This is a genomic window from Streptomyces globisporus (assembly GCF_003501885.1).
In the GTDB taxonomy this organism is placed as follows: Bacteria; Actinomycetota; Actinomycetes; order Streptomycetales; family Streptomycetaceae; genus Streptomyces; species Streptomyces globisporus_D.
The window spans coordinates 34186-51685 of sequence record NZ_QWFA01000042.1 but is presented as its reverse complement, the minus strand read 5'-3'; the positions used below and the strand labels follow the sequence as shown (position 1 = coordinate 51685).

Here is a 17500-nt window from a genome sequence, read left to right as displayed (position 1 = left end):
CCCGCCCGACTCCTCAGCCGCACCCAGGGAAGGACTCCCCGCCCGTGGCAACCTCGACCCCCACCCGGGATGCGTACGCGAAAGCGCCCCGCCCATCGAAGAAGGAACCGACCGACGAGCGACGGCAGTTGTGGCGCAGCCGGCTGTGGCGGTTCGACGACAAGGCGTCCCCGTACGCGTACATAGCGCCGTTCTTCCTGATCTTCGGGGCCTTCGGCCTCTACCCGCTGCTCTACACCGGGTGGATCGCCCTGCACCGGGTCTCGATGACCGGCCTGGACTCCATGGAGTGGGTGGGCTGGGAGAACTTCGACAAGATCCTGAACGACCCGGAGTTCTGGACCTCGGTCAGCAACACCTTCCTGATCGGCGTCATCTCGACCGTCCCGCAGCTCCTGATGGCCCTGGGCCTCGCCCATCTCCTCAACTACCGTCTGCGCGCCAGCACGTTCTGGCGCACGATCATCCTCACCCCGTACGCCACCTCCGTGGCCTCGGCGGCCCTCGTCTTCGCCCTGGTGTTCCGGGCCGACGGCGGACTGCTCAACTGGACGCTCGGCCTCGTCGGCTTCGACCCGGTCAACTGGGCCAACGGGCACTGGACGTCGAAGCTCGCCATCTCCGTCATCGTCATCTGGCGGTGGACCGGCTACAACGCGCTGATCTACCTGGCCGCCATGCAGGCGGTCCCCAACGACCTCTACGAGGCGGCCTCGTTGGACGGGGCGTCGCGCTGGCAGCAGTTCCGCAAGGTCACCATCCCCTCGCTGCGGCCGACGATCCTGTTCACCATCGTCATCTCCACCATCGGCTCCATGCAGCTCTTCGGTGAACCGCTGCTGCTGGAGGGCGGTGCGCTGGGCGCCACCGGCGGCAACGAGAACCAGTACGAGACGCTCAGCATCTACCTCTACAACTACGGCTGGAACCTCGGACACCTCGGTCCGGCCGCCGCCGTCGCCTGGGCGATGCTCGCCCTCCTGCTGCTCATCGCCGCGGCCAACTGGATCATCGGCCGATTCTTCCGCACGTCCGCGGTCTGACCGGGAGCGACTCCATGACCATGACCAGCCCCACGCCCACCGCCCCCGTGAAGCTCGCGCCGAGCCCGGAGAACCGTGCTCCGAAGCGCCCGAGCCGCTTCCGGATGGGCGCCGGACAGCAGATGAAAGGCGGCCCGTTCGCGTACGCCGCGCTCGCCGTCGTCGGCTTCGGCTCGCTGCTGCCGCTCTACTGGACCCTGGTCGCGGCCTCCCGCACCCAGGACGAGGTCCTCGCCTCCACCCCGCCGTTCTTCCCGGGCGGCAAGCTGATCGAGAACGTCCAGACCGCCTGGGAACAGGCGAACCTCGGCAAGGCGATCGTCAACAGCGTCATCGTCTCGTCCTCGATCACCCTCGCCACGCTCTTCTTCTGCACGCTCGCCGGCTACGCGTTCGCCAAGATGCGCTTCCGGGGCCGCGGCTGGCTGATGACCGCGGTCATCGCCACCCTCACCATCCCGCCGCAGCTCAGTGTCGTCCCGCTGTTCATGATGATGTCCGGCCTCGGCTGGGGCGGACAGCTCGAATCGGTGATCTTCCCGACCCTGGTGAGCGCGTTCGGCGTGTTCTTCATGCGCCAGTACCTGATCGAGGCCCTGCCGTACGAGCTGATCGAGGCGGCCAAGATCGACGGCGCGAACAACTTCCGCATCGTGCGCAGCGTGGTGCTGCCGGTGGCGCGCCCCGCGATGATGGTGCTCGGGATGCTCACCTTCGTCCAGGCCTGGAACGACTTCTTCTGGCCCTACCTGGCCCTCAACCAGCAGAACCCGACCCTTCAGGTGGCCCTCGGCCAGCTCAGCGCCTCGTACACCCCCGACCAGTCCATCGTGATGGCGGGCGCGCTGATCAGCACGCTGCCGCTGCTGGTGGTGTTCGTCCTCTTCGGCAAGCGGATCGTCGGCGGCATCATGTCCGGCGCGGTCAAGGGCTGACGGCCTTCACCTCTCCTTCCCCACCCCTCACCTTCCCCTAGGGAGCGCTCCCGCATGACAGCCGTCCGACCCGACACGGTCCCGCAGCAGGCACCCGCCGCCCAGGCCCCCTTCCCGACCGGCTTCCTGTGGGGCGCGGCCACCGCCGCGTACCAGGTGGAGGGTGCGGCCTCCGAGCGGGGCCGCACCCCCTCCATCTGGGACACCTTCAGCCACACCCCCGGCAAGGTCGTCAACGGCGACACCGGGGACGTGGCCGCCGACCACTTCCACCGCTACCGCGACGACGTCGCCCTGATGAAGCGCCTCGGCCTCCAGGCGTACCGCTTCTCCGTCTCCTGGTCCCGGGTCCAGCCCACCGGCCGGGGCCCCGCGATCGAACGCGGCCTGGACTTCTACCGGTCGCTCGTCGACGAGCTGCTCATCGCCGGCATCAAGCCCGTCGCCACGCTCTACCACTGGGACCTGCCACAGGAGTTGGAGGACGCGGGCGGCTGGCCCGAGCGCGCGACGGCCGAACGGTTCGCGGACTACGCGGCCATCATGGCCCGCGCGCTCGGCGACCGGGTCTCGATGTGGACGACGCTCAACGAGCCCTGGTGCTCGGCCTTCCTCGGGTACGGCTCCGGGGTCCACGCCCCCGGCCGCACCGAACCGGCCGCCGCGCTGCGGGCCGCCCACCACCTCAACCTCGCCCACGGCCGGGCGACCGAGGCGCTGCGCGCCAACCTCCCCGCTGCCGCGCAGACCTCGGTCACCCTCAACCTCCACCAGGTGCGCCCGCTGACCGACAGCGCGGCGGACGCGGACGCGGCCCGCCGGATCGACGCGGTGGGCAACCGGATCTTCACCGGGCCGATGCTGAAGGGCGCGTACCCGGAAGACCTGCTGGCCGACACCGAACGGATCGTCGACTGGCCCGAGTTGATCCATGAGGGCGACCTCGCCGCCATCGCGGCCCCCATCGACGTGCTCGGCGTCAACTACTACACGCCGACCATCGTCTCGACGCCCGCCGACGGCGCCGGGGACACCCGCAACGACGGCCACGGCAGCAGCGACCACTCCCCGTGGCCCGGCTCCGAGCACGTGGCCTTCCACCTGGCCGAGGGCAAGCCCCGTACCGCCATGAACTGGTCGGTCGACCCGAACGGTCTGCACGCCCTCCTCATGGACGTATCCCGCGAGCACCCGGACCTGCCGCTGATGGTCACCGAGAACGGGGCCGCCTTCGACGACGCCCCGGATGCCGACGGCCGGGTCCACGACCCCGAGCGGATCGCCTATCTGCACGGCCACCTGGAGGCGGTGCGCCGGGCGGTCGCCGACGGTGCCGACGTGCGGGGCTACTTCCTCTGGTCCCTGATGGACAACTTCGAGTGGGGCTACGGCTACGGGAAGCGCTTCGGCGCGGTGTACGTCGACTACGCGACCCAGCGCCGTACGCCGAAGTCCAGCGCGCACTGGTACGGCGACCTGATCGCCCGTCACGCGCTGCCCCCGGAGGCCTGACCTCCCGGGAACGGTGGGCCCGGTCGTCTCCGCGACCGGGCCCACCGACCTTTCATTACCGCTTTTGGGAGCGCTCCCAATACCCTGTCCGTACGCTCGTCGAGGTGATCGATCCAGGACTTGGATTGACGTTACGGCTGTGAGAAATTGACCGGGAACGGGGAGGCGGCCATGGCGGCAGCGCGAGTACGGAGCGGCGGGCGGCCCACGCTCGAAGAGGTGGCGGCACGGGCCGGCGTCGGCCGGGGCACCGCCTCACGGGTCATCAACGGCTCGCCCCGGGTCAGCGACGCGACCCGGCAGGCGGTCGAGGCGGCCGTGGCCGAGCTGGGATACGTCCCCAACCGCGCCGCCCGCGCCCTGGCGGGCAACCGCACCGACGCCATCGCGCTGGTGGTGCCCGAGCCGGAGACCCGCTTCTTCGCCGAACCGTACTTCTCCGCCATAGTGCGCGGGGTCGGGGCGGCCCTGGCCGACACCGAGATGCAGCTGCTCCTCACCCTCGTCGGCAACGACCGCGAGCGCCGCCGCCTCGCCCAGTACCTCACCGCCCACCGCGTCGACGGGGTCCTCCTGGTCGCCGTGCACGCGGACGACCCGCTGCCGGAGCTCCTGGAGCAGCTGGGCATGCCGTGCGTGATCAGCGGCGCCCGGCACGCGGCCGAGACGCTGCCCTCGGTCGACTCCGACAACTTCGAGGGCGCGCGGGCCGCCGTCGAGCACCTCGTCTCCCGCGGCCGCCGCCAGGTGGCCACGATCACCGGCCGCCTGGAGGTGTACGGGGCCCAGCGCCGCCTGGACGGCTACCGTGCGGCGGTCTCCGCCGCCGGCCTGGCCCCCGACGAGCGCCTCATCGCCCCCGCCGACTTCACCGAGGAGGGCGGCGCGGCCGCCATGCGCGACCTCCTGGCCCGCCGCCCCGACCTGGACGCGGTCTTTGTCGCCTCCGACGTGATGGCCGCCGGCGCCCGCCAGGTCCTGCGCGAGGCGGACCGCCGCATTCCCGAGGACGTGGCCCTGGTGGGCTTCGACGACTCGGTCGTCGCCCGCCACATGCACCCGGCCCTCACCAGCGTCCGCCAGCCCATAGAGGAGATGGGCCGCCGCATGGCCCAGCTCCTCCTGGACGAGATCGCGGGCCGCACCCCGGGTGACGAGCGCCCCTCGGTGGTGCTGCCGACGGAGCTGGTGGTCCGCGACTCTTCGTGACGGGGGCGGCGGCGTCGGCTCCACCCCGCGTGCGGGGCTTTCGGTGGTATGGACATGACTAGAGGGCGGGGCCGGCCTCCAACCAGCGCTTCGCCGAGCTGGACGACCCGCGTGGCGGGGCCTGGCCGGCCCCTGCCATGACCGCCGGGGCGAGCCACACCTTCCGCCCGGCTCCACCGTCACGCACGCCGGCGCGCTGCCGCAGAAGTCGGGCAAGCACCTGATCCTCGGCGTCCGGACCATCGCGGACACCGGCAATGCCTTCCACGCCTGCTCCGACGTCGCGTTCTGAGCTGATCGCCCGATCGGCAGAGCGCGTACGCGGAAGGGCCCCGGTCCGAAGACCGGGGCCCTTCCTTCAGGGTGAGTAACGGGACTTGAACCCGCGACATCCTGGACCACAACCAGGTGCTCTGCCAGCTGAGCTATACCCACCATGTCGCCCGGTCGTTTCCGACCGGCCGAGAAAAAGTGTACAGGGTCCGGGAGGGTGCTCGCGCCCCCGTTTCCCGGGGCCGGTCCGCGGGCGCTCTCACGCCCGTGACCAGCGGGTTCCTACGATGTGGCCGGGGTCACCAGACGCGCCGCGATCTCCTTGGCGCGGTCCGAGTCCGGGCCGGGCTGCGGGACGAAGACCGCCTCCCGGTAGTAGCGGAGCTCCGTGATGGAGTCACGGATGTCCGCCAGCGCCCGGTGGTTGCCGTTCTTGTCCGGGCTGTTGAAGTACGCCCGGGGGAACCAGCGCCGGGCCAGCTCCTTGACCGAGGACACGTCCACGATCCGGTAGTGCAGGTAGCTCTCCAGATCCCGCATGTCCCGCGCCAGGAAGCCGCGGTCGGTACCGACCGAGTTTCCGCAGAGCGGGGCCTTGCCGGGCTCCTTCACATGCTCGCGGACGTAGGCCAGGACCTGCTCCTCGGCCTCCGCCAGGGTGGTGCCCCCGGCCAGCTCGTCGAGGAGGCCCGAGGCGGTGTGCATCTGCCGCACCACCTCGGGCATGGTCTCCAGGGCCGCGTCCGGCGGGCGGATCACGATGTCCACCCCTTCGCCGAGCACGTTCAGCTCCGAGTCGGTGACCAGGGCGGCCACCTCGATGAGTGCGTCGTCCGTCAACGAGAGCCCGGTCATCTCGCAGTCGATCCACACCATGCGGTCGTTCATGGGCCCCACCCTACGGGGCACTCCGCTGTCCCGGCAGGGCCGGGCGTCCGGGAACGAACGCGTCGGGGCCGGGCAGGGAGTGCTCCCCGGGACCCGTCGCGGCCGCCACGGCGACCGGTGCGGAGGACAACGGGGACCCCCGGCGTCCGGACGGCGGCCCCTGGCTGGGCACCATCGTTTCGACCACCGTTGCCGCGCTCTCCGCCACCCCCCTGCGGACGACGGGCCCGGTAGGCGGCCCGGTACGCGGCGGGGGAGGAGCCGAGCTGGCGGCGGAAGTGCCCGCGCAGCGCGACCGGGGAGCGGAAGCCGCAGCGGCCCGCGACCTCGTCGACCGAGTAGTCGGAGGTCTCCAGCAGCCGCTGCGCCTGCAGCACCCGCTGGGTGATCAGCCGCTGGAGCGGTGCGCTGCCGGTGAGCGAACGGAACCTGCGGTCGAAGGTCCGCCTGCTCATGTAGGCGCGCGCCGCGAGCGTCTCCACGTCGAACTGCTCGTGCAGATGCTCCAGGGCCCAGGCCACGACCTCGGCGAGCGGGTCGGACCCGATCTCCTCCGGTAAAGACCTGTCCAGGTAGCGCTCCTGCCCGCCACTGCGCCGCGGCGGCACGACGAGCCGGCGGGCGAGTGCCCCGGCGGCCTCCGTGCCGTGGTCGGTGCGGACTATATGGAGGCAGAGATCGATACCCGCCGCCGTACCGGCGGAGGTGAGCACATCACCGTCGTCCACGAACAGCTCGCGCGGATCGACGTGCACCGACGGATAGCGCTTGGCCAGCGTCGGCGCGTACATCCAGTGTGTGGTGGCCGGCCGTCCGTCCAGCAGGCCGGCGGCCGCGAGCACGAAGGCTCCCGTGCACAGACCGACGATGCGGGCGCCCTCCTCGTGGGCGCGCCGCAGCGCGTCCAGTGCCTCGGCGGGCGGCGGCGAGGTGATCGACCGCCAGGCGGGCACCACCACGGTGCCGGCCCTGCTGATCGCCTCCAGGCCGTACGGCGCGGTGAGTTCGAGCCCACCGGTGGTGCGCAGCGGTCCTTCCTCGCCCCCGCAGACCAGCAGGCGGTAGCGGGGAACTCCCGCGTCCTGCCGGTCGATCCCGAAAACGGAGAGCGGGATGGAGCTCTCGAAGATAGGGCCGCCGCTGAACAGCAGCACGGCAACGACTTCCCGGCGTCGCCGCCCGGTCAGCTTGCGTGCGCCATCCGTCGCGGTGGCGGAGTCCTGGCTCATGACGCTAAGCCCCCCTCGGTGTTCGCGTCTCCCTGGTCCTTACGGGCCTGCCGCTCCTGCACGTTTCCCCTCGGTTTCGCACGGTTCCCCAGCCCCCGATTTTTCAAGATCGAATCTACTGCGTCGCGTGGTCCCGCCGTGACACCTTCCCCCACCAGCTCAATGTCGATAAGGAAACGTGGCGTGAAGCGTTCGATCACGAAGCGTTCCACCTGCGAAGCGCACAGGGAAGTGCCCTTCGCCAACGTGGCCCGTCCGCGTCGGGTGAAAGCGTACCGCGCGGTCCGTTCCTGCCTGGTGGGCGGTGGGTTGTCCGGCCATCCCGCGAAGGGGTCGCCCCCCGGGCGAAGTTGGCTGAAAATCATCGGTTGTGTGTGCTGTATCCGGTCACGCCGGGCGCACAACCGTCGTAAGGCAGCCGCGCCGGTGCGCTCCCTGGGGGCCGTGGACGCGTGGCGTGCTCGGGTCGGGAAGGGCGGTCATGGCGGGCGTTGCGGCGTGGATCGGGCCGAGGTCCCGCAGGGGCGCGTCACCGGCCGATGTGCCGGGGAACACGCGAACGACGGGTTTCGCGCGGTGTTCGGAGACGTGGCCAACAGGGACCGGGTGCGGGCTCCGTCGCCACCCCTCGCGGGTGCTCGCGGGCCCTCGTGAAAAACAGGACGCCCGATGGTCTTCGCCCCCTCGAAGGCGCGTGTACGACACAACCGGCATTGCCATACCGGACCGGCTCGTGCATGCTCCCTCCAGCGTCACGCACGCTTTTGCGGGGGTCTGGGCGATGGAGGAGTGACGCCGTACCCTTGGGGGTATGGGGTTGGGAAGATGATTCCCGGACAGAGCTTCACCATCAGCTGACGCACCCGACGCACATCGAAACCGTTCCCTCCTCACGAGGACTCTCTTCGCCGAGACACCGATGGCCGGTCACGAAATCCCTGAACCCAAGGACCGCAAGCCGCTCGCCGACCCCGGGTCGGAGCCGCGCACGGTCGAAGAAGCACGCCATGCGTGCGATCCCGCCTTCCGGCACGGAGTCGTGGTCGGTTTCGACGGCTCGACGTCCAGCGAGCGGGCCCTCGCCTACGCCATCGGCATGGCCGGCCGCTCGGGCTCCGGCCTGATCATCGTCCATGTCGCCAACCGGCTGCCGACCACCGTCTGGGCGGGCTGCGAGCCCCCCGTCTTCGTCGACGTCCCCGACCACCGCACCGAGGTCCTCGGCCTGGAGCTGGCCTGCGCCGACTATCTCTCCGAGGTCCCCTGGGTGCTGGTCGAGCGCGGCGGCGACATCTGCCACGAGCTGGAGGAGGTCGGCCGGGAGTATGCCGCGGACGCCATCGTCGTCGGCTCCACGCACGGCATCGTCGGCCGGATCTTCGGGTCCGTCGCCGGCCGCCTGGCCCGCCGCGCGCAACGCCCCGTCATCGTCATTCCCTGAGGGGCCGCAACCCTCTGAGGTCCGCATTCCCTGAGGGACCGCCAGAAGGCCCTGCAACGGCACGCGTTGGGCCCCGTACCGCTTGATCGCGGTACGGGGCCCACGTTGTTGCGGGGTCGGCTACTCGACCGTCACGGACTTCGCCAGGTTGCGCGGCTTGTCGATGTCCCGGCCCATCGCGAGGGCCGTGTGGTACGCGAACAGCTGGAGCGGGATGCCCATGAGGATCGGGTCCAGCTCGTTCTCGTTCTTCGGCACGACGATGGTGTGGTCGGCCTTCTCCTGCACCTGGTGGGCCACGGCGAGAATGCGGCCGCTGCGGGCCTTGATCTCCTCCATCGCGGCGCGGTTCTTCTCCAGCAGGTCGTCGTCCGGCACGATCGCCACGGTCGGCATCGCGGGCTCGATCAGTGCGAGCGGGCCGTGCTTCAGCTCGGAGGCGGGGTAGGCCTCGGCGTGGATGTACGAGACCTCCTTCAGCTTCAGCGAAGCCTCGCGGGCCACCGGATAGCCGCGCACCCGGCCGATGAACATCATCGACTTGGCGTCCGCGTACTCCGCCGCGAGCCGCTTGATCTCGTCCTCGTTCGCCAGGATCTCGCTGATCTGCTCCGGCAGCCGGCGCAGCCCGTCGATGATCCGCTTGCCGTCCGCGACCGACAGGTCACGGATGCGGCCCAGGTGCAGCGCGAGCAGCGCGAAGGCGACCACGGTGTTGGTGAAGCACTTGGTGGAGACGACGCAGACCTCCGGGCCCGCGTGGACGTACGTACCGCCGTCGGCCTCCCGGGCGATCGCGGAGCCGACCACGTTGACCACGCCGAGGACCCGGGCGCCCTTGCGCTTCAGCTCCTGGACGGCGGCCAGCACGTCGTACGTCTCGCCCGACTGGGAGACCGCGACGTACAGGGTGTCGGGGTCCACGACCGGGTTGCGGTAGCGGAACTCGGAGGCCGGCTCGGCGTCGGCGGGGATCCGGGCCAGCTCCTCGATCAGCTGGGCGCCGATCTGGCCCGCGTGGTACGAGGTGCCGCAGCCGAGGATCTTGATCCGGCGCACCCCGCGCGCCTCGCGGGCGTCCAGGTTCAGGCCGCCCAGGTGCACGGTGGAGAACCGGTCGTCGATCCGGCCGCGCAGGACCCGGTCCACGGCGTCGGCCTGCTCGGAGATCTCCTTGTGCATGTACGTGTCGTGGCCGCCCATGTCGTACGACTCGGCCTCCCACTCCACGGTGGTCGGCGTGGCCGTCGTGGTCGAGCCCTCCGTCGTGTACGTACGGAAGTCGTCGGCCTTCAGCGTGGCCATCTCGCCGTCGTCGAGCGTGACGACCTGGCGGGTGTGGGCGACCAGGGCGGCGACGTCGGAGGCGACGAACATCTCCTTCTCGCCGATGCCGAGGACGACCGGCGAACCGTTGCGGGCGACCACGATGCGGTCGTTGAAGTCGGCGTGCAGCACGGCGATGCCGTACGTGCCCTCGACGTGGCGCAGCGCCTCGCGGACCTTCTCCTCCAGGGTGTCCGCCTGGGCGCGGGCGATCAGGTGGGTCAGCACCTCGGTGTCGGTCTCCGAGAGGAAGACGACGCCGTCGGCGGCGAGCCGGGTGCGCAGCTCGGAGGCGTTGTCGATGATCCCGTTGTGGACGACGGCGACCTTGTTCTCCGCGTCCAGGTGCGGGTGGGCGTTCTCGTCGCTCGGGGCGCCGTGGGTGGCCCATCGGGTGTGGGCGATGCCGGTGGTGCCAGCGAACCGCTTGGGGACCTTGGCCTCCAGCTCACGGACCCGGCCCTTGGCCTTGACCATCTTCAGCGTGCCCGGCTTGCCCGCCGCCGCCTTGCTGGTGATGACGATGCCCGCGGAGTCGTACCCCCGGTACTCCAGCCGCTGCAGGCCCTCCAGCAGCAGCGGAGCGACGTCACGCTTCCCGATGTATCCGACGATCCCGCACATGAATTCTCTGCCCCTCCATCGACGTACACGTACACATGCGTGGCGGCGCCCCGCGCACGGGCGCCCGGCCCGCTCAGCCGTAGACGATGCGGCGCAGCTGGCGGAGCGAGAGCTCCGGCGGCGCCACGGCGCGGTGCGGCAGCTCGGCCGCGATCCGCTCGAAGATCTCCGTGTTGACCAGGCCGCCGGACTGCAGTTCGCGGTGGCGGCGCCGGACGAAGTCGTCGGTGCTCTCGTCGAAGTACGCCAGCACGTCGAGGATCACCCGGGCCGCCTCGCCGCGCTGGAGCGCGGTGGAGCGTACGAGGTGATCGATGAGGTCGTCGTGCGACGAGCGGCGTTCAAGCACCCGTCGATATTGCTTGTCGGGGCGCGCTTACGCAAGAAATCTGCCCGATATCGGGCAGCCGGTGTGGTGAACGTCGCCCGATCGCGTCACATGCTGCGCAGAACGGCCTGCTTCGCGGTGCTGAACTCCTCGTCGGTGAGGACCCCCGCCCTGTGCAGCTCGCCCAGCTCCCGCAGCCGCCGCAGCAGCGCGTCGTGGTCGCCCGCGGGCGCTGCGGCGGGATCGGCCGCCTTGGTCAGGGCCGGGGGCGCCTGCGGGGCTTCCAGGGCCGTGCGGGGCCCTGGCAGCCGCATCAGCACGGCCGCCGCGACCAGGACCGCGGTGTGTTCCTTCTTGGACATCCCCCACAGGTCCAGGGCGTACGGGTCGTACTTCGGCGGCGCGGAGACGGGCCCCTCAACCGGCTCGAAGCGCAGATAGCCGTTCTCCAGGCCGATCGAGGGCAGCCACCGCACCGCCGCGATCCGCGACAGCGGGAGGGTGGACGCGCCCCCGGCGGTCTTGGACTCCTCGGCCTTCCAGTTCCAGGTCAGCCGGATGGTCTCGCCGTCGAAGGACGCCGTGCCGTCGCCGCCCCCGCCGGAGACCGGCAGCGTCGGTCCCGGCAGCAGGAAGCGGTCCACCGGGGTGTCCGGCACCTGCTCGATCAGCAGCGCGTTGCGGACCTCGTCGACGAAGTACTCCGCGACCCCCGTACGGTCCTTCTCCACGGTCAGCGCATAGGGGTCGGCGCCGTCCTTGAGCCGGCCGTCGGCGGCCCGCAGCACCGGGCAGGCGCCCCCGCGCAGCCGCAGCCGCAGCCGGCCGCCCTTGCGGTCCGGTTCGAACGAGACGCCCGCCACCGCCTCCAGCGGGACGGCGATCTCACCCAGCTCCTGCCGGACCGGATGCGCCTTTCCGCCCGGCACGATGCGCACGGTGCCCCCGTCGAACGTCCACGTTCCGTCCCGCTGGATGATTTCTGCCATGGCCCCGATTCTGCCAGCCGGCCGCCCCGGAAAAGGGGCGAGCGCCCGAGGGACCGTCCTCGGGCGCTCCCCGTCCAGGGGCCGCCGCGCCGTGGCGGCCGGGCTCAGAACCCGGCGATCGGGTTCTTCAGGCGGCCCACCAACTGCAAAGCGCCCGCAGGGTCGTTGAGGTCGACCATCTGCTGGTTGTCGCGCAGCTGGAGGCGGTTGAGGCAGGAGAGCGCGAACTCCGCCTCGAACAGGTCGTACTGCCGGAACTTCTCCGCGAGATACGGCACCGACTCCTGGTAGTCCCGCACACAGGCGGCGACCGTCCGCCAGAAGGCGTCCTCGTCGAGGATGCCCTCGGTGGCCAGGCTCGCCCCCAGGAAGCGGAAGAAGCAGTCGAAGACGTCGGTGAAGACCGAGAGCAGCTTCATGTCCTCGGGCACCTCGGCCCGGATCCGCTCGACCTGCGGCGGCAGCACCGCGTCCGGGTCCATCACCGCGATCTCCTCGGCGATGTCCTTGAAGATCGTGCGGGTGACGACCCCGTCCTCCACGACCAGGATCACGTTCTCGCCGTGCGGCATGTAGACCAGGTCGTAGGCGTAGAAGCTGTGCAGCACCGGCACCAGATAGGCGTCCAGGTAGTGCCGCAGCCACACCTGCGGGTCCAGGCCCGACTCGGCGATCAGAACCCCGGCCACCGAGCCGCCCTCGTGGTCGGTGTGGAGCAGCGAGGCCATCGTCGCGACCCGCTCGCCCGGCTGGAGGCCCGGCACCGGGCTCTCGCGCCACAGGGCGGCGAGCATCTTCCGGTACGGGGAGCCCTTGGCGGTGGCCGCCTCGTACGAGCGGTGGTGGTAGCCGATCGCGGCCCGCTCCCGGATGATCGAGAACCGGGCCCCGCGCAGGAGGTCGTCGCGCTCGATCAGACCGGCCAGCCAGTCGTTGATCGCGGGCGTGGCCTCCATGTACGCGGCCGAAAGCCCGCGCATGAAGCCCATGTTGAGGACCGAGAGCGCCGTTTTGACGTAGTGCTTCTCGGGGTGGTCGGTGTTGAAGAAGGTACGGATCGACTGCTGGGCGAGATAGCCGTCCTCGCCCTCCCCGAGCACCACCAGACGGCGTTCGGCCAGCTCGCCGGCGAAGGTGACGGCGAGCTTGTTCCACCACTGCCAGGGGTGGACGGGCAGCAGGAAGTAGTCGTCCGGGTCGAGGCCGAGACCGCGCAGCGCGCCGGCGAACCGTTCCCGGGTCGCCTCGCTCAGCTCGTCCTTGATCAGCGCGTCGTATTCGAGCCCGGCGCCCGCGGTGAAGGTGGCCCGCTCCCGGTGGGCGGCCAGCCACACCAGCCGGATCGGGGACGCCGCCTCGGGGGCGTACGCCCGGTACTCGTCCACGCCGAAGCCGAGCCGCCCGTTGTTGGCGACGAAGCAGGGGTGGCCCTCGGTCATCCCGGTCTCGACGGCCTGGAAGCCGGCGGCGACGAGCTGGCCGGAGGTGGCCGGTTCCTTGGTGAGTTTGTAGGCGGTTCCGGCCAGCGTGGAGGAGATCTCCTCCAGGTAGACCGGCAGGATCTCTTCGGAGATCCCCAGGGCGTGCCGCAACTCGATGAAGAACTCCACTGCGTCCAGCGGGAGTTCGGAGCCGTGCCGGTGCCGGGTGATGGTCTCGGCCTCGACCTGCCAGTGGTCCAGGGCGAAGACGCGCGCGGTGAAACGGTACTCGGTGGAGGCGTCGTCGCTACGGACGGTGTAGTGGTCGTCGCCGAGCGGGGTGGGGGTCAGTAGCCGCTCGTGGCTGAATTCCGCCAGTGCCTTGCGGACCAGCAGTCGGTTTGCGGTGGCCCAGCGTCCGGGGGAGAGGTGGGCGACGCTGTCGGTGAGGGCGGTCGTCATCGGTCGTTACCTCCGGTTGCTGCTTCGAACTGCTCACGGGTGCAGGCGCTGAGCAGAGCGTCCTTCTCCGGTTTGGCGATCTCGCGGAGCACCTCGAACCCGACGGCCTTGTTGAGGGCCTGGACCGCGCTGTTGGTCACGTCGGGCTCGACGACGACCCGGCGCACCGACGGGTCGGCGAAGAGGAAATCCATCACGGCGGTGATCACGGCCCGGGTGAAGCCGTGCACCGGGGTGTCGGTGGGGGCGACGAGGAAGTGCATCCCGACATCGCCGGGCTCCGCCTCGTACAGCCCCTTCAGCTCGACCTCGGTGGGGTCGTACCGCTCGATCAGGAAGGCGGGTTCGCCGTCGTGCAGCCCGATGAACGCCTCGTGGTGCGGGTGGGCGGCGATGGACCGGTACTCCCGCTCCACGTCCGCGAGTTCTGCCTCTCCCATCAGCCAGAACGCGGCCTTGGGGTGGGTCACCCAGCCGTGCACCAGCTCGGCGTCGGCGGCGGGGTCGAGCGGCCGGACGGTGAACGTGCCGATGGCTGCGGACTGCTGTTCGTCGGGGCGGGTCATACGGCGAACTCCTGGAAGGCGATGGACTTCTCGACCGGGTAGACCTCACGGCCGAGCAGCTCGCCGATGATGTAGGCGTTGCGGTAGGCGCCCATGCCGAGGTCGGGCGAGGTGATCGAGTGGGTGTGCACCGAGGCGTTCTGGAGGAAGACCCCGCGCCCGGTGGTGTCGATGCTGTAGTTGCGGGCCACGTCGAAGCGGCCCCGGCTGTCGTGGCGCAGCCGCCCGGCTATGGGCGCGAGGAAGGCGGGGGCCTCGTACCGGTAGCCGGTGGCGAGGATCAGGCCCTCGGTGGTGAGCTCGTAGTCCTTGCCCTGCTCCTCCTGGCGCAGCCCCAGGCTGTACGCGCCGCCCTCCTCGTCGTAACGCGCGTTGACGAGGGCGGAGTTGGTGAGCAGTCTGGTCGGCACGGGGCCCGGCAGGTTCTTCTGGTAGAGCAGGTCGAAGATCGCGTCGATCAGCTCCCCGTCGATGCCCTTGAACAACCCCTTCTGCCCGGTCTCCAGCCGGTAGCGGGTCTCCTCGGGCAGCGCGTGGAAGTAGTCGATGTACTCCGGGGAGGTCATCTCCAGCGTCAGCTTGGTGTACTCCAGCGGGAAGAACCGCGGGGAGCGGGTGACCCAGTTCAGCCGGTAGCCGTAGGTGTCGATCTCGGAGAGCAGGTCGTAGTAGATCTCCGCCGCGCTCTGCCCGCTGCCGACCAGCGTGATCGACTTCTTCTTCTGGAGCTCGGCTTTCCCCTCCAGATAGCGGGAGTTGTGGATGAAGTCCCCGCCGAGCCCCTGGCAGGCCTCGGGGATGTGCGGCGGCGTGCCGGTGCCGAGGACGAGGTGGCGGGAGCGGAACTCCTCTCCGGAGACGGTGCGCACGGTGTAGAGCTCGGTGCCCTCGTCGTACGTCACCGTCTCGACGGTCTCGTCGAACCGGATGCTGCTCAGTTTCCCGGCGGCCCAGCGGCAGTAGTCGTTGTACTCGGTCCGCAGCGGGTAGAAGTTCTCCCGGATGTAGAACGAGTAGAGCCTGCCGCGCTCCTTCAGGTAGTTGAGGAAGGAGTACGGCGAGGTCGGGTCGGCCATGGTCACCAGGTCCGACATGAAGGGCGTCTGGAGATGGGCCCCTTCGAGGAACATCCCGGCGTGCCACTCGAAGTCCGGCTTGGACTCCAGGAAGACGCCCTTCAGTTCGTCGATCGGCTCGGTGAGGCAGGCGAGGCCGAGGTTGAACGGGCCGAGGCCGATGCCGATGAAGTCGTGGGGGTCAGGAAGCGCGGTCAAGGGAGTCTCCCAGGTACTTCTCGGCGTGGCCGGAGATCAGGTCGAGGACCGTGGCGATGTCGTGCGCGGTCGTTTCGGGGTTGAGCAGGGTGAACTTCAGGTACTGGCGGTCGCCCACCTTGGTGCCCGCGACGATCGCCTCGCCGGAGGCGAACAGGGCCTTGCGGGCGTGGAGGTTGGCGCGGTCGATCTCGTCCGGGGAGACGGCCCCGGCGGGGATGTAGCGGAAGACGAGCGTGGACAGCTGCGGCTGGACCACCACGTCGAAGCGCGGGTCGGCGGCGAGCAGCTTCCAGCCCTCGGCAGCCAGGTCGCAGACCTCGTCGAACAGCTCGCCGATGCCGTCGGCGCCCATGACGCGCAGCGTCATCCACAGCTTGAGCGCGTCGAACCGGCGGGTCGTCTGGAGGGACTTGTCGACCTGGTTGGGTATCCGCTCCTCGGCCATCCGGCGCGGGTTCAGATACTCCGCGTGGTAGGTGGCGTGGCGCAGGGTCGCCCGGTCGCGGACCAGGACGGCCGACGAACTCACCGGCTGGAAGAAGGACTTGTGGTAGTCCACGGTCACCGAGTCCGCGTGCTCGATGCCTTCGAGCAGCCCGCGCCGCTCGCGGGAGGCGAGCAGCCCGCAGCCGTACGCGGCGTCCACGTGCATCCAGGTGGCGAACTGCTCGCAGAGCGCGGCGATCTCGGGCAGCGGGTCGATGGACCCGAAGTCCGTGGTGCCGGCGGTCGCGACGACGGCCATCGGGACGGCCCCCTCGGCCACGCACTGCTCCAGCGCGTGGGCGAGCGCCACGGTCTGCATGCGCTTGTTGCGGTCCACGGGGACGGAGACGACGGCGTCCGGGCCGAGGCCGAGCAGTTTGGCGGACTTCTGCACGCTGAAGTGGCTGCACTCGGAGGTGAAGATCCGCAGCCGGGTGAAGTGCTCCGGCCGGATCTTCGCCTCCTCCCGCGCCAGCAGCAGGGCCTGGAGGTTGGACTGCGTACCGCCGCTGGTGAAGATCCCGTCGGCGGCCGGGCCGAGCCCGATCCGCTCGGTGGTCCAGTCGATCAGACGGCGCTCGATGAGCGTGCCGCCCGCGCTCTGGTCCCAGGTGTCCAGCGAGGAGTTGATCGCGGAGAGCACGGCCTCGCCGAGCACCGCGGGTATGACGACCGGGCAGTTGAGGTGGCCCAGGTAGCGGGGGTGGTGGAAGTAGACGGCGTCGCGGAGGTAGACCTCGCCGAGCTCGTCGAGGGCGGCGGCGGCGTCGCCCAGCGGCCGGTCGAGGTCGATCGCGTCGACGACGGGGGAGAGCTCGTCGACACCGATCCCGCTGAAGGGGCGCTCGGTGGCAGCGAGGGTGGCCGCGACCCGTTCCACGCCTGCGGAGACGGTGCTCCGATAGTGCTCCGCAGTCGTGTTGTTGAGCAGGTGCGCACGCATGAAGGGGTCCTCCCGGGTGAGGGCAACTGCATCGCGTCCCTCCGGGCAGGAAGAGGGGACGAGGGCGCGATCTTGAACTAAGGGGAGCCTAACCTAAGTCGGAATCGCTCGCTTTCCTCGCCCCCGGCGTGTGTGCCGGTTGTCCGCTTTACCTCCCCTATCGCGCCACTTCATCCACCCGATCCATCTTTGGGGTGCTCTGCCGAGTCGATTCCGGCGGATACGGCCTCCGATTCCGCCTTCCGCGCCTGTTCCTCGCTCAGTCCGCGCGCCCAGTACGTGGTGGACGTCACCCGCGCCCTGGCGAACCCGCGCTCCCGGACGGGGTGGTGGCGTAGTGCCCGCACCCCGGACGCCTCGCCCGCGCTCCATGAGTACGGCGTGCCTTCGGGCAACGGAGCGGCGCGCACGGTCTCCACGCCGCAGGCGGTCCCCTCGCTCCGGGCGAGCCGGCTGATCCGGGACTTCACCGCGGTGTTCAGTGCCTGCCGGTCCTCGGTGCGCGGGACTGTCCGAATGGGGCGTCGTGCGACACCCGCGGAAGCCGC

General features: G+C 70.3%; 13 protein-coding genes, 1 tRNA gene and 3 pseudogenes. 6 read left to right on the top strand and 11 right to left on the bottom strand.

Annotated features, from left to right (window positions below):
* Positions 1 to 44: 44 nt before the first annotated feature.
* The 5 genes and pseudogenes from D3105_RS10575 to D3105_RS35270 form a co-directional block, all read left to right on the top strand.
* Positions 45 to 1043 (top strand): carbohydrate ABC transporter permease, encoded by a 999-nt coding sequence (locus D3105_RS10575; RefSeq protein WP_118902584.1) that lies wholly within the window; start codon positions 45 to 47, stop codon positions 1041 to 1043.
* A gap of 14 nt (positions 1044 to 1057) precedes the next feature.
* Complete coding sequence (locus D3105_RS10570; RefSeq protein ID WP_118902581.1) at positions 1058 to 1978, top strand: carbohydrate ABC transporter permease; 921 nt, start codon at positions 1058 to 1060, stop codon at positions 1976 to 1978.
* A 54-nt stretch (positions 1979 to 2032) separates the two neighbouring features.
* On the top strand, positions 2033 to 3490 hold the full coding sequence (locus D3105_RS10565; protein WP_118902578.1) for a GH1 family beta-glucosidase: 1458 nt from the start codon (positions 2033 to 2035) through the stop codon (positions 3488 to 3490).
* Between the two features lie 171 nt (positions 3491 to 3661).
* The gene (locus D3105_RS10560; protein WP_065488170.1) at positions 3662 to 4699 is read left to right on the top strand and encodes a LacI family DNA-binding transcriptional regulator; all 1038 of its coding nucleotides are present in this window, start codon (positions 3662 to 3664) and stop codon (positions 4697 to 4699) included.
* A gap of 80 nt (positions 4700 to 4779) precedes the next feature.
* Positions 4780 to 4991: pseudogene (locus tag D3105_RS35270) on the top strand (lytic polysaccharide monooxygenase); the annotation flags it as partial.
* A gap of 70 nt (positions 4992 to 5061) precedes the next feature.
* Here the strand turns inward: D3105_RS35270 and D3105_RS10550 are convergent.
* From D3105_RS10550 to D3105_RS10540, 3 genes and pseudogenes are all read right to left on the bottom strand, one after another.
* Positions 5062 to 5134: transfer RNA gene (locus D3105_RS10550), tRNA-His, on the bottom strand.
* Positions 5135 to 5254: 120 nt separating this feature from the next.
* Entirely contained in the window at positions 5255 to 5860 is a 606-nt protein-coding gene (orn, locus tag D3105_RS10545; protein ID WP_118902574.1) for an oligoribonuclease, read from the bottom strand.
* Between the two features lie 10 nt (positions 5861 to 5870).
* Positions 5871 to 7089: pseudogene (locus tag D3105_RS10540) on the bottom strand (helix-turn-helix domain-containing protein).
* A 919-nt stretch (positions 7090 to 8008) separates the two neighbouring features.
* On the opposite strand from D3105_RS10540, the gene D3105_RS10535 reads away from it, so the two are divergent.
* Positions 8009 to 8530 (top strand): universal stress protein, encoded by a 522-nt coding sequence (locus tag D3105_RS10535; protein WP_010062832.1) that lies wholly within the window; start codon positions 8009 to 8011, stop codon positions 8528 to 8530.
* Between the two features lie 120 nt (positions 8531 to 8650).
* Here the strand turns inward: D3105_RS10535 and glmS are convergent, their stop codons facing one another.
* The 8 genes and pseudogenes from glmS to D3105_RS10495 form a co-directional block, all read right to left on the bottom strand.
* Entirely contained in the window at positions 8651 to 10480 is a 1830-nt protein-coding gene (glmS, locus tag D3105_RS10530) for a glutamine--fructose-6-phosphate transaminase (isomerizing) (RefSeq protein WP_030813175.1), read from the bottom strand.
* 73 nt (positions 10481 to 10553) lie between these two features.
* A complete protein-coding gene (locus D3105_RS10525; protein WP_003968990.1) occupies positions 10554 to 10829 on the bottom strand; it encodes a hypothetical protein in 276 nt (91 codons plus the stop codon).
* Between the two features lie 86 nt (positions 10830 to 10915).
* Positions 10916 to 11797: a DUF4429 domain-containing protein gene (locus tag D3105_RS10520; RefSeq protein WP_118902571.1), complete on the bottom strand. Its 882-nt coding sequence runs from the start codon at positions 11795 to 11797 to the stop codon at positions 10916 to 10918.
* Between the two features lie 104 nt (positions 11798 to 11901).
* Positions 11902 to 13680: an IucA/IucC family protein gene (locus D3105_RS10515; protein WP_118902568.1), complete on the bottom strand. Its 1779-nt coding sequence runs from the start codon at positions 13678 to 13680 to the stop codon at positions 11902 to 11904.
* Entirely contained in the window at positions 13677 to 14246 is a 570-nt protein-coding gene (locus D3105_RS10510; RefSeq protein WP_118902564.1) for a GNAT family N-acetyltransferase, read from the bottom strand. Before D3105_RS10510 ends, D3105_RS10515 begins: the two co-directional genes overlap by 4 nt.
* Entirely contained in the window at positions 14243 to 15520 is a 1278-nt protein-coding gene (locus D3105_RS10505) for a lysine N(6)-hydroxylase/L-ornithine N(5)-oxygenase family protein (protein ID WP_118902561.1), read from the bottom strand. The genes D3105_RS10510 and D3105_RS10505 overlap by 4 nt, the downstream gene beginning before the upstream one ends.
* The gene (locus D3105_RS10500) at positions 15504 to 16952 is read right to left on the bottom strand and encodes a pyridoxal phosphate-dependent decarboxylase family protein (RefSeq protein ID WP_118902558.1); all 1449 of its coding nucleotides are present in this window, start codon (positions 16950 to 16952) and stop codon (positions 15504 to 15506) included. Before D3105_RS10500 ends, D3105_RS10505 begins: the two co-directional genes overlap by 17 nt.
* A 157-nt stretch (positions 16953 to 17109) precedes the next feature.
* Positions 17110 to 17467: pseudogene (locus tag D3105_RS10495) on the bottom strand (SIP domain-containing protein); the annotation flags it as partial.
* Positions 17468 to 17500 lie beyond the last annotated feature (33 nt).

Excerpts from the sequence above, each read along its gene's own strand:
- orn (WP_118902574.1), bottom strand. The coding sequence starts at position 5,860 with ATGAACGACCGCATGGTGTGGATCGACTGCGAGATGACCGGGCTCTCG.
- glmS (WP_030813175.1), bottom strand. The coding sequence starts at position 10,480 with ATGTGCGGGATCGTCGGATACATCGGGAAGCGTGACGTCGCTCCGCTG.
- D3105_RS10535 (WP_010062832.1), top strand. The coding sequence starts at position 8,009 with ATGGCCGGTCACGAAATCCCTGAACCCAAGGACCGCAAGCCGCTCGCC.
- D3105_RS10565 (WP_118902578.1), top strand. The coding sequence starts at position 2,033 with ATGACAGCCGTCCGACCCGACACGGTCCCGCAGCAGGCACCCGCCGCC.
- D3105_RS10520 (WP_118902571.1), bottom strand. The coding sequence starts at position 11,797 with ATGGCAGAAATCATCCAGCGGGACGGAACGTGGACGTTCGACGGGGGC.
- D3105_RS10515 (WP_118902568.1), bottom strand. The coding sequence starts at position 13,680 with ATGACGACCGCCCTCACCGACAGCGTCGCCCACCTCTCCCCCGGACGC.
- D3105_RS10510 (WP_118902564.1), bottom strand. The coding sequence starts at position 14,246 with ATGACCCGCCCCGACGAACAGCAGTCCGCAGCCATCGGCACGTTCACC.
- D3105_RS10500 (WP_118902558.1), bottom strand. The coding sequence starts at position 16,952 with ATGCGTGCGCACCTGCTCAACAACACGACTGCGGAGCACTATCGGAGC.
- D3105_RS10570 (WP_118902581.1), top strand. The coding sequence starts at position 1,058 with ATGACCATGACCAGCCCCACGCCCACCGCCCCCGTGAAGCTCGCGCCG.
- D3105_RS10560 (WP_065488170.1), top strand. The coding sequence starts at position 3,662 with ATGGCGGCAGCGCGAGTACGGAGCGGCGGGCGGCCCACGCTCGAAGAG.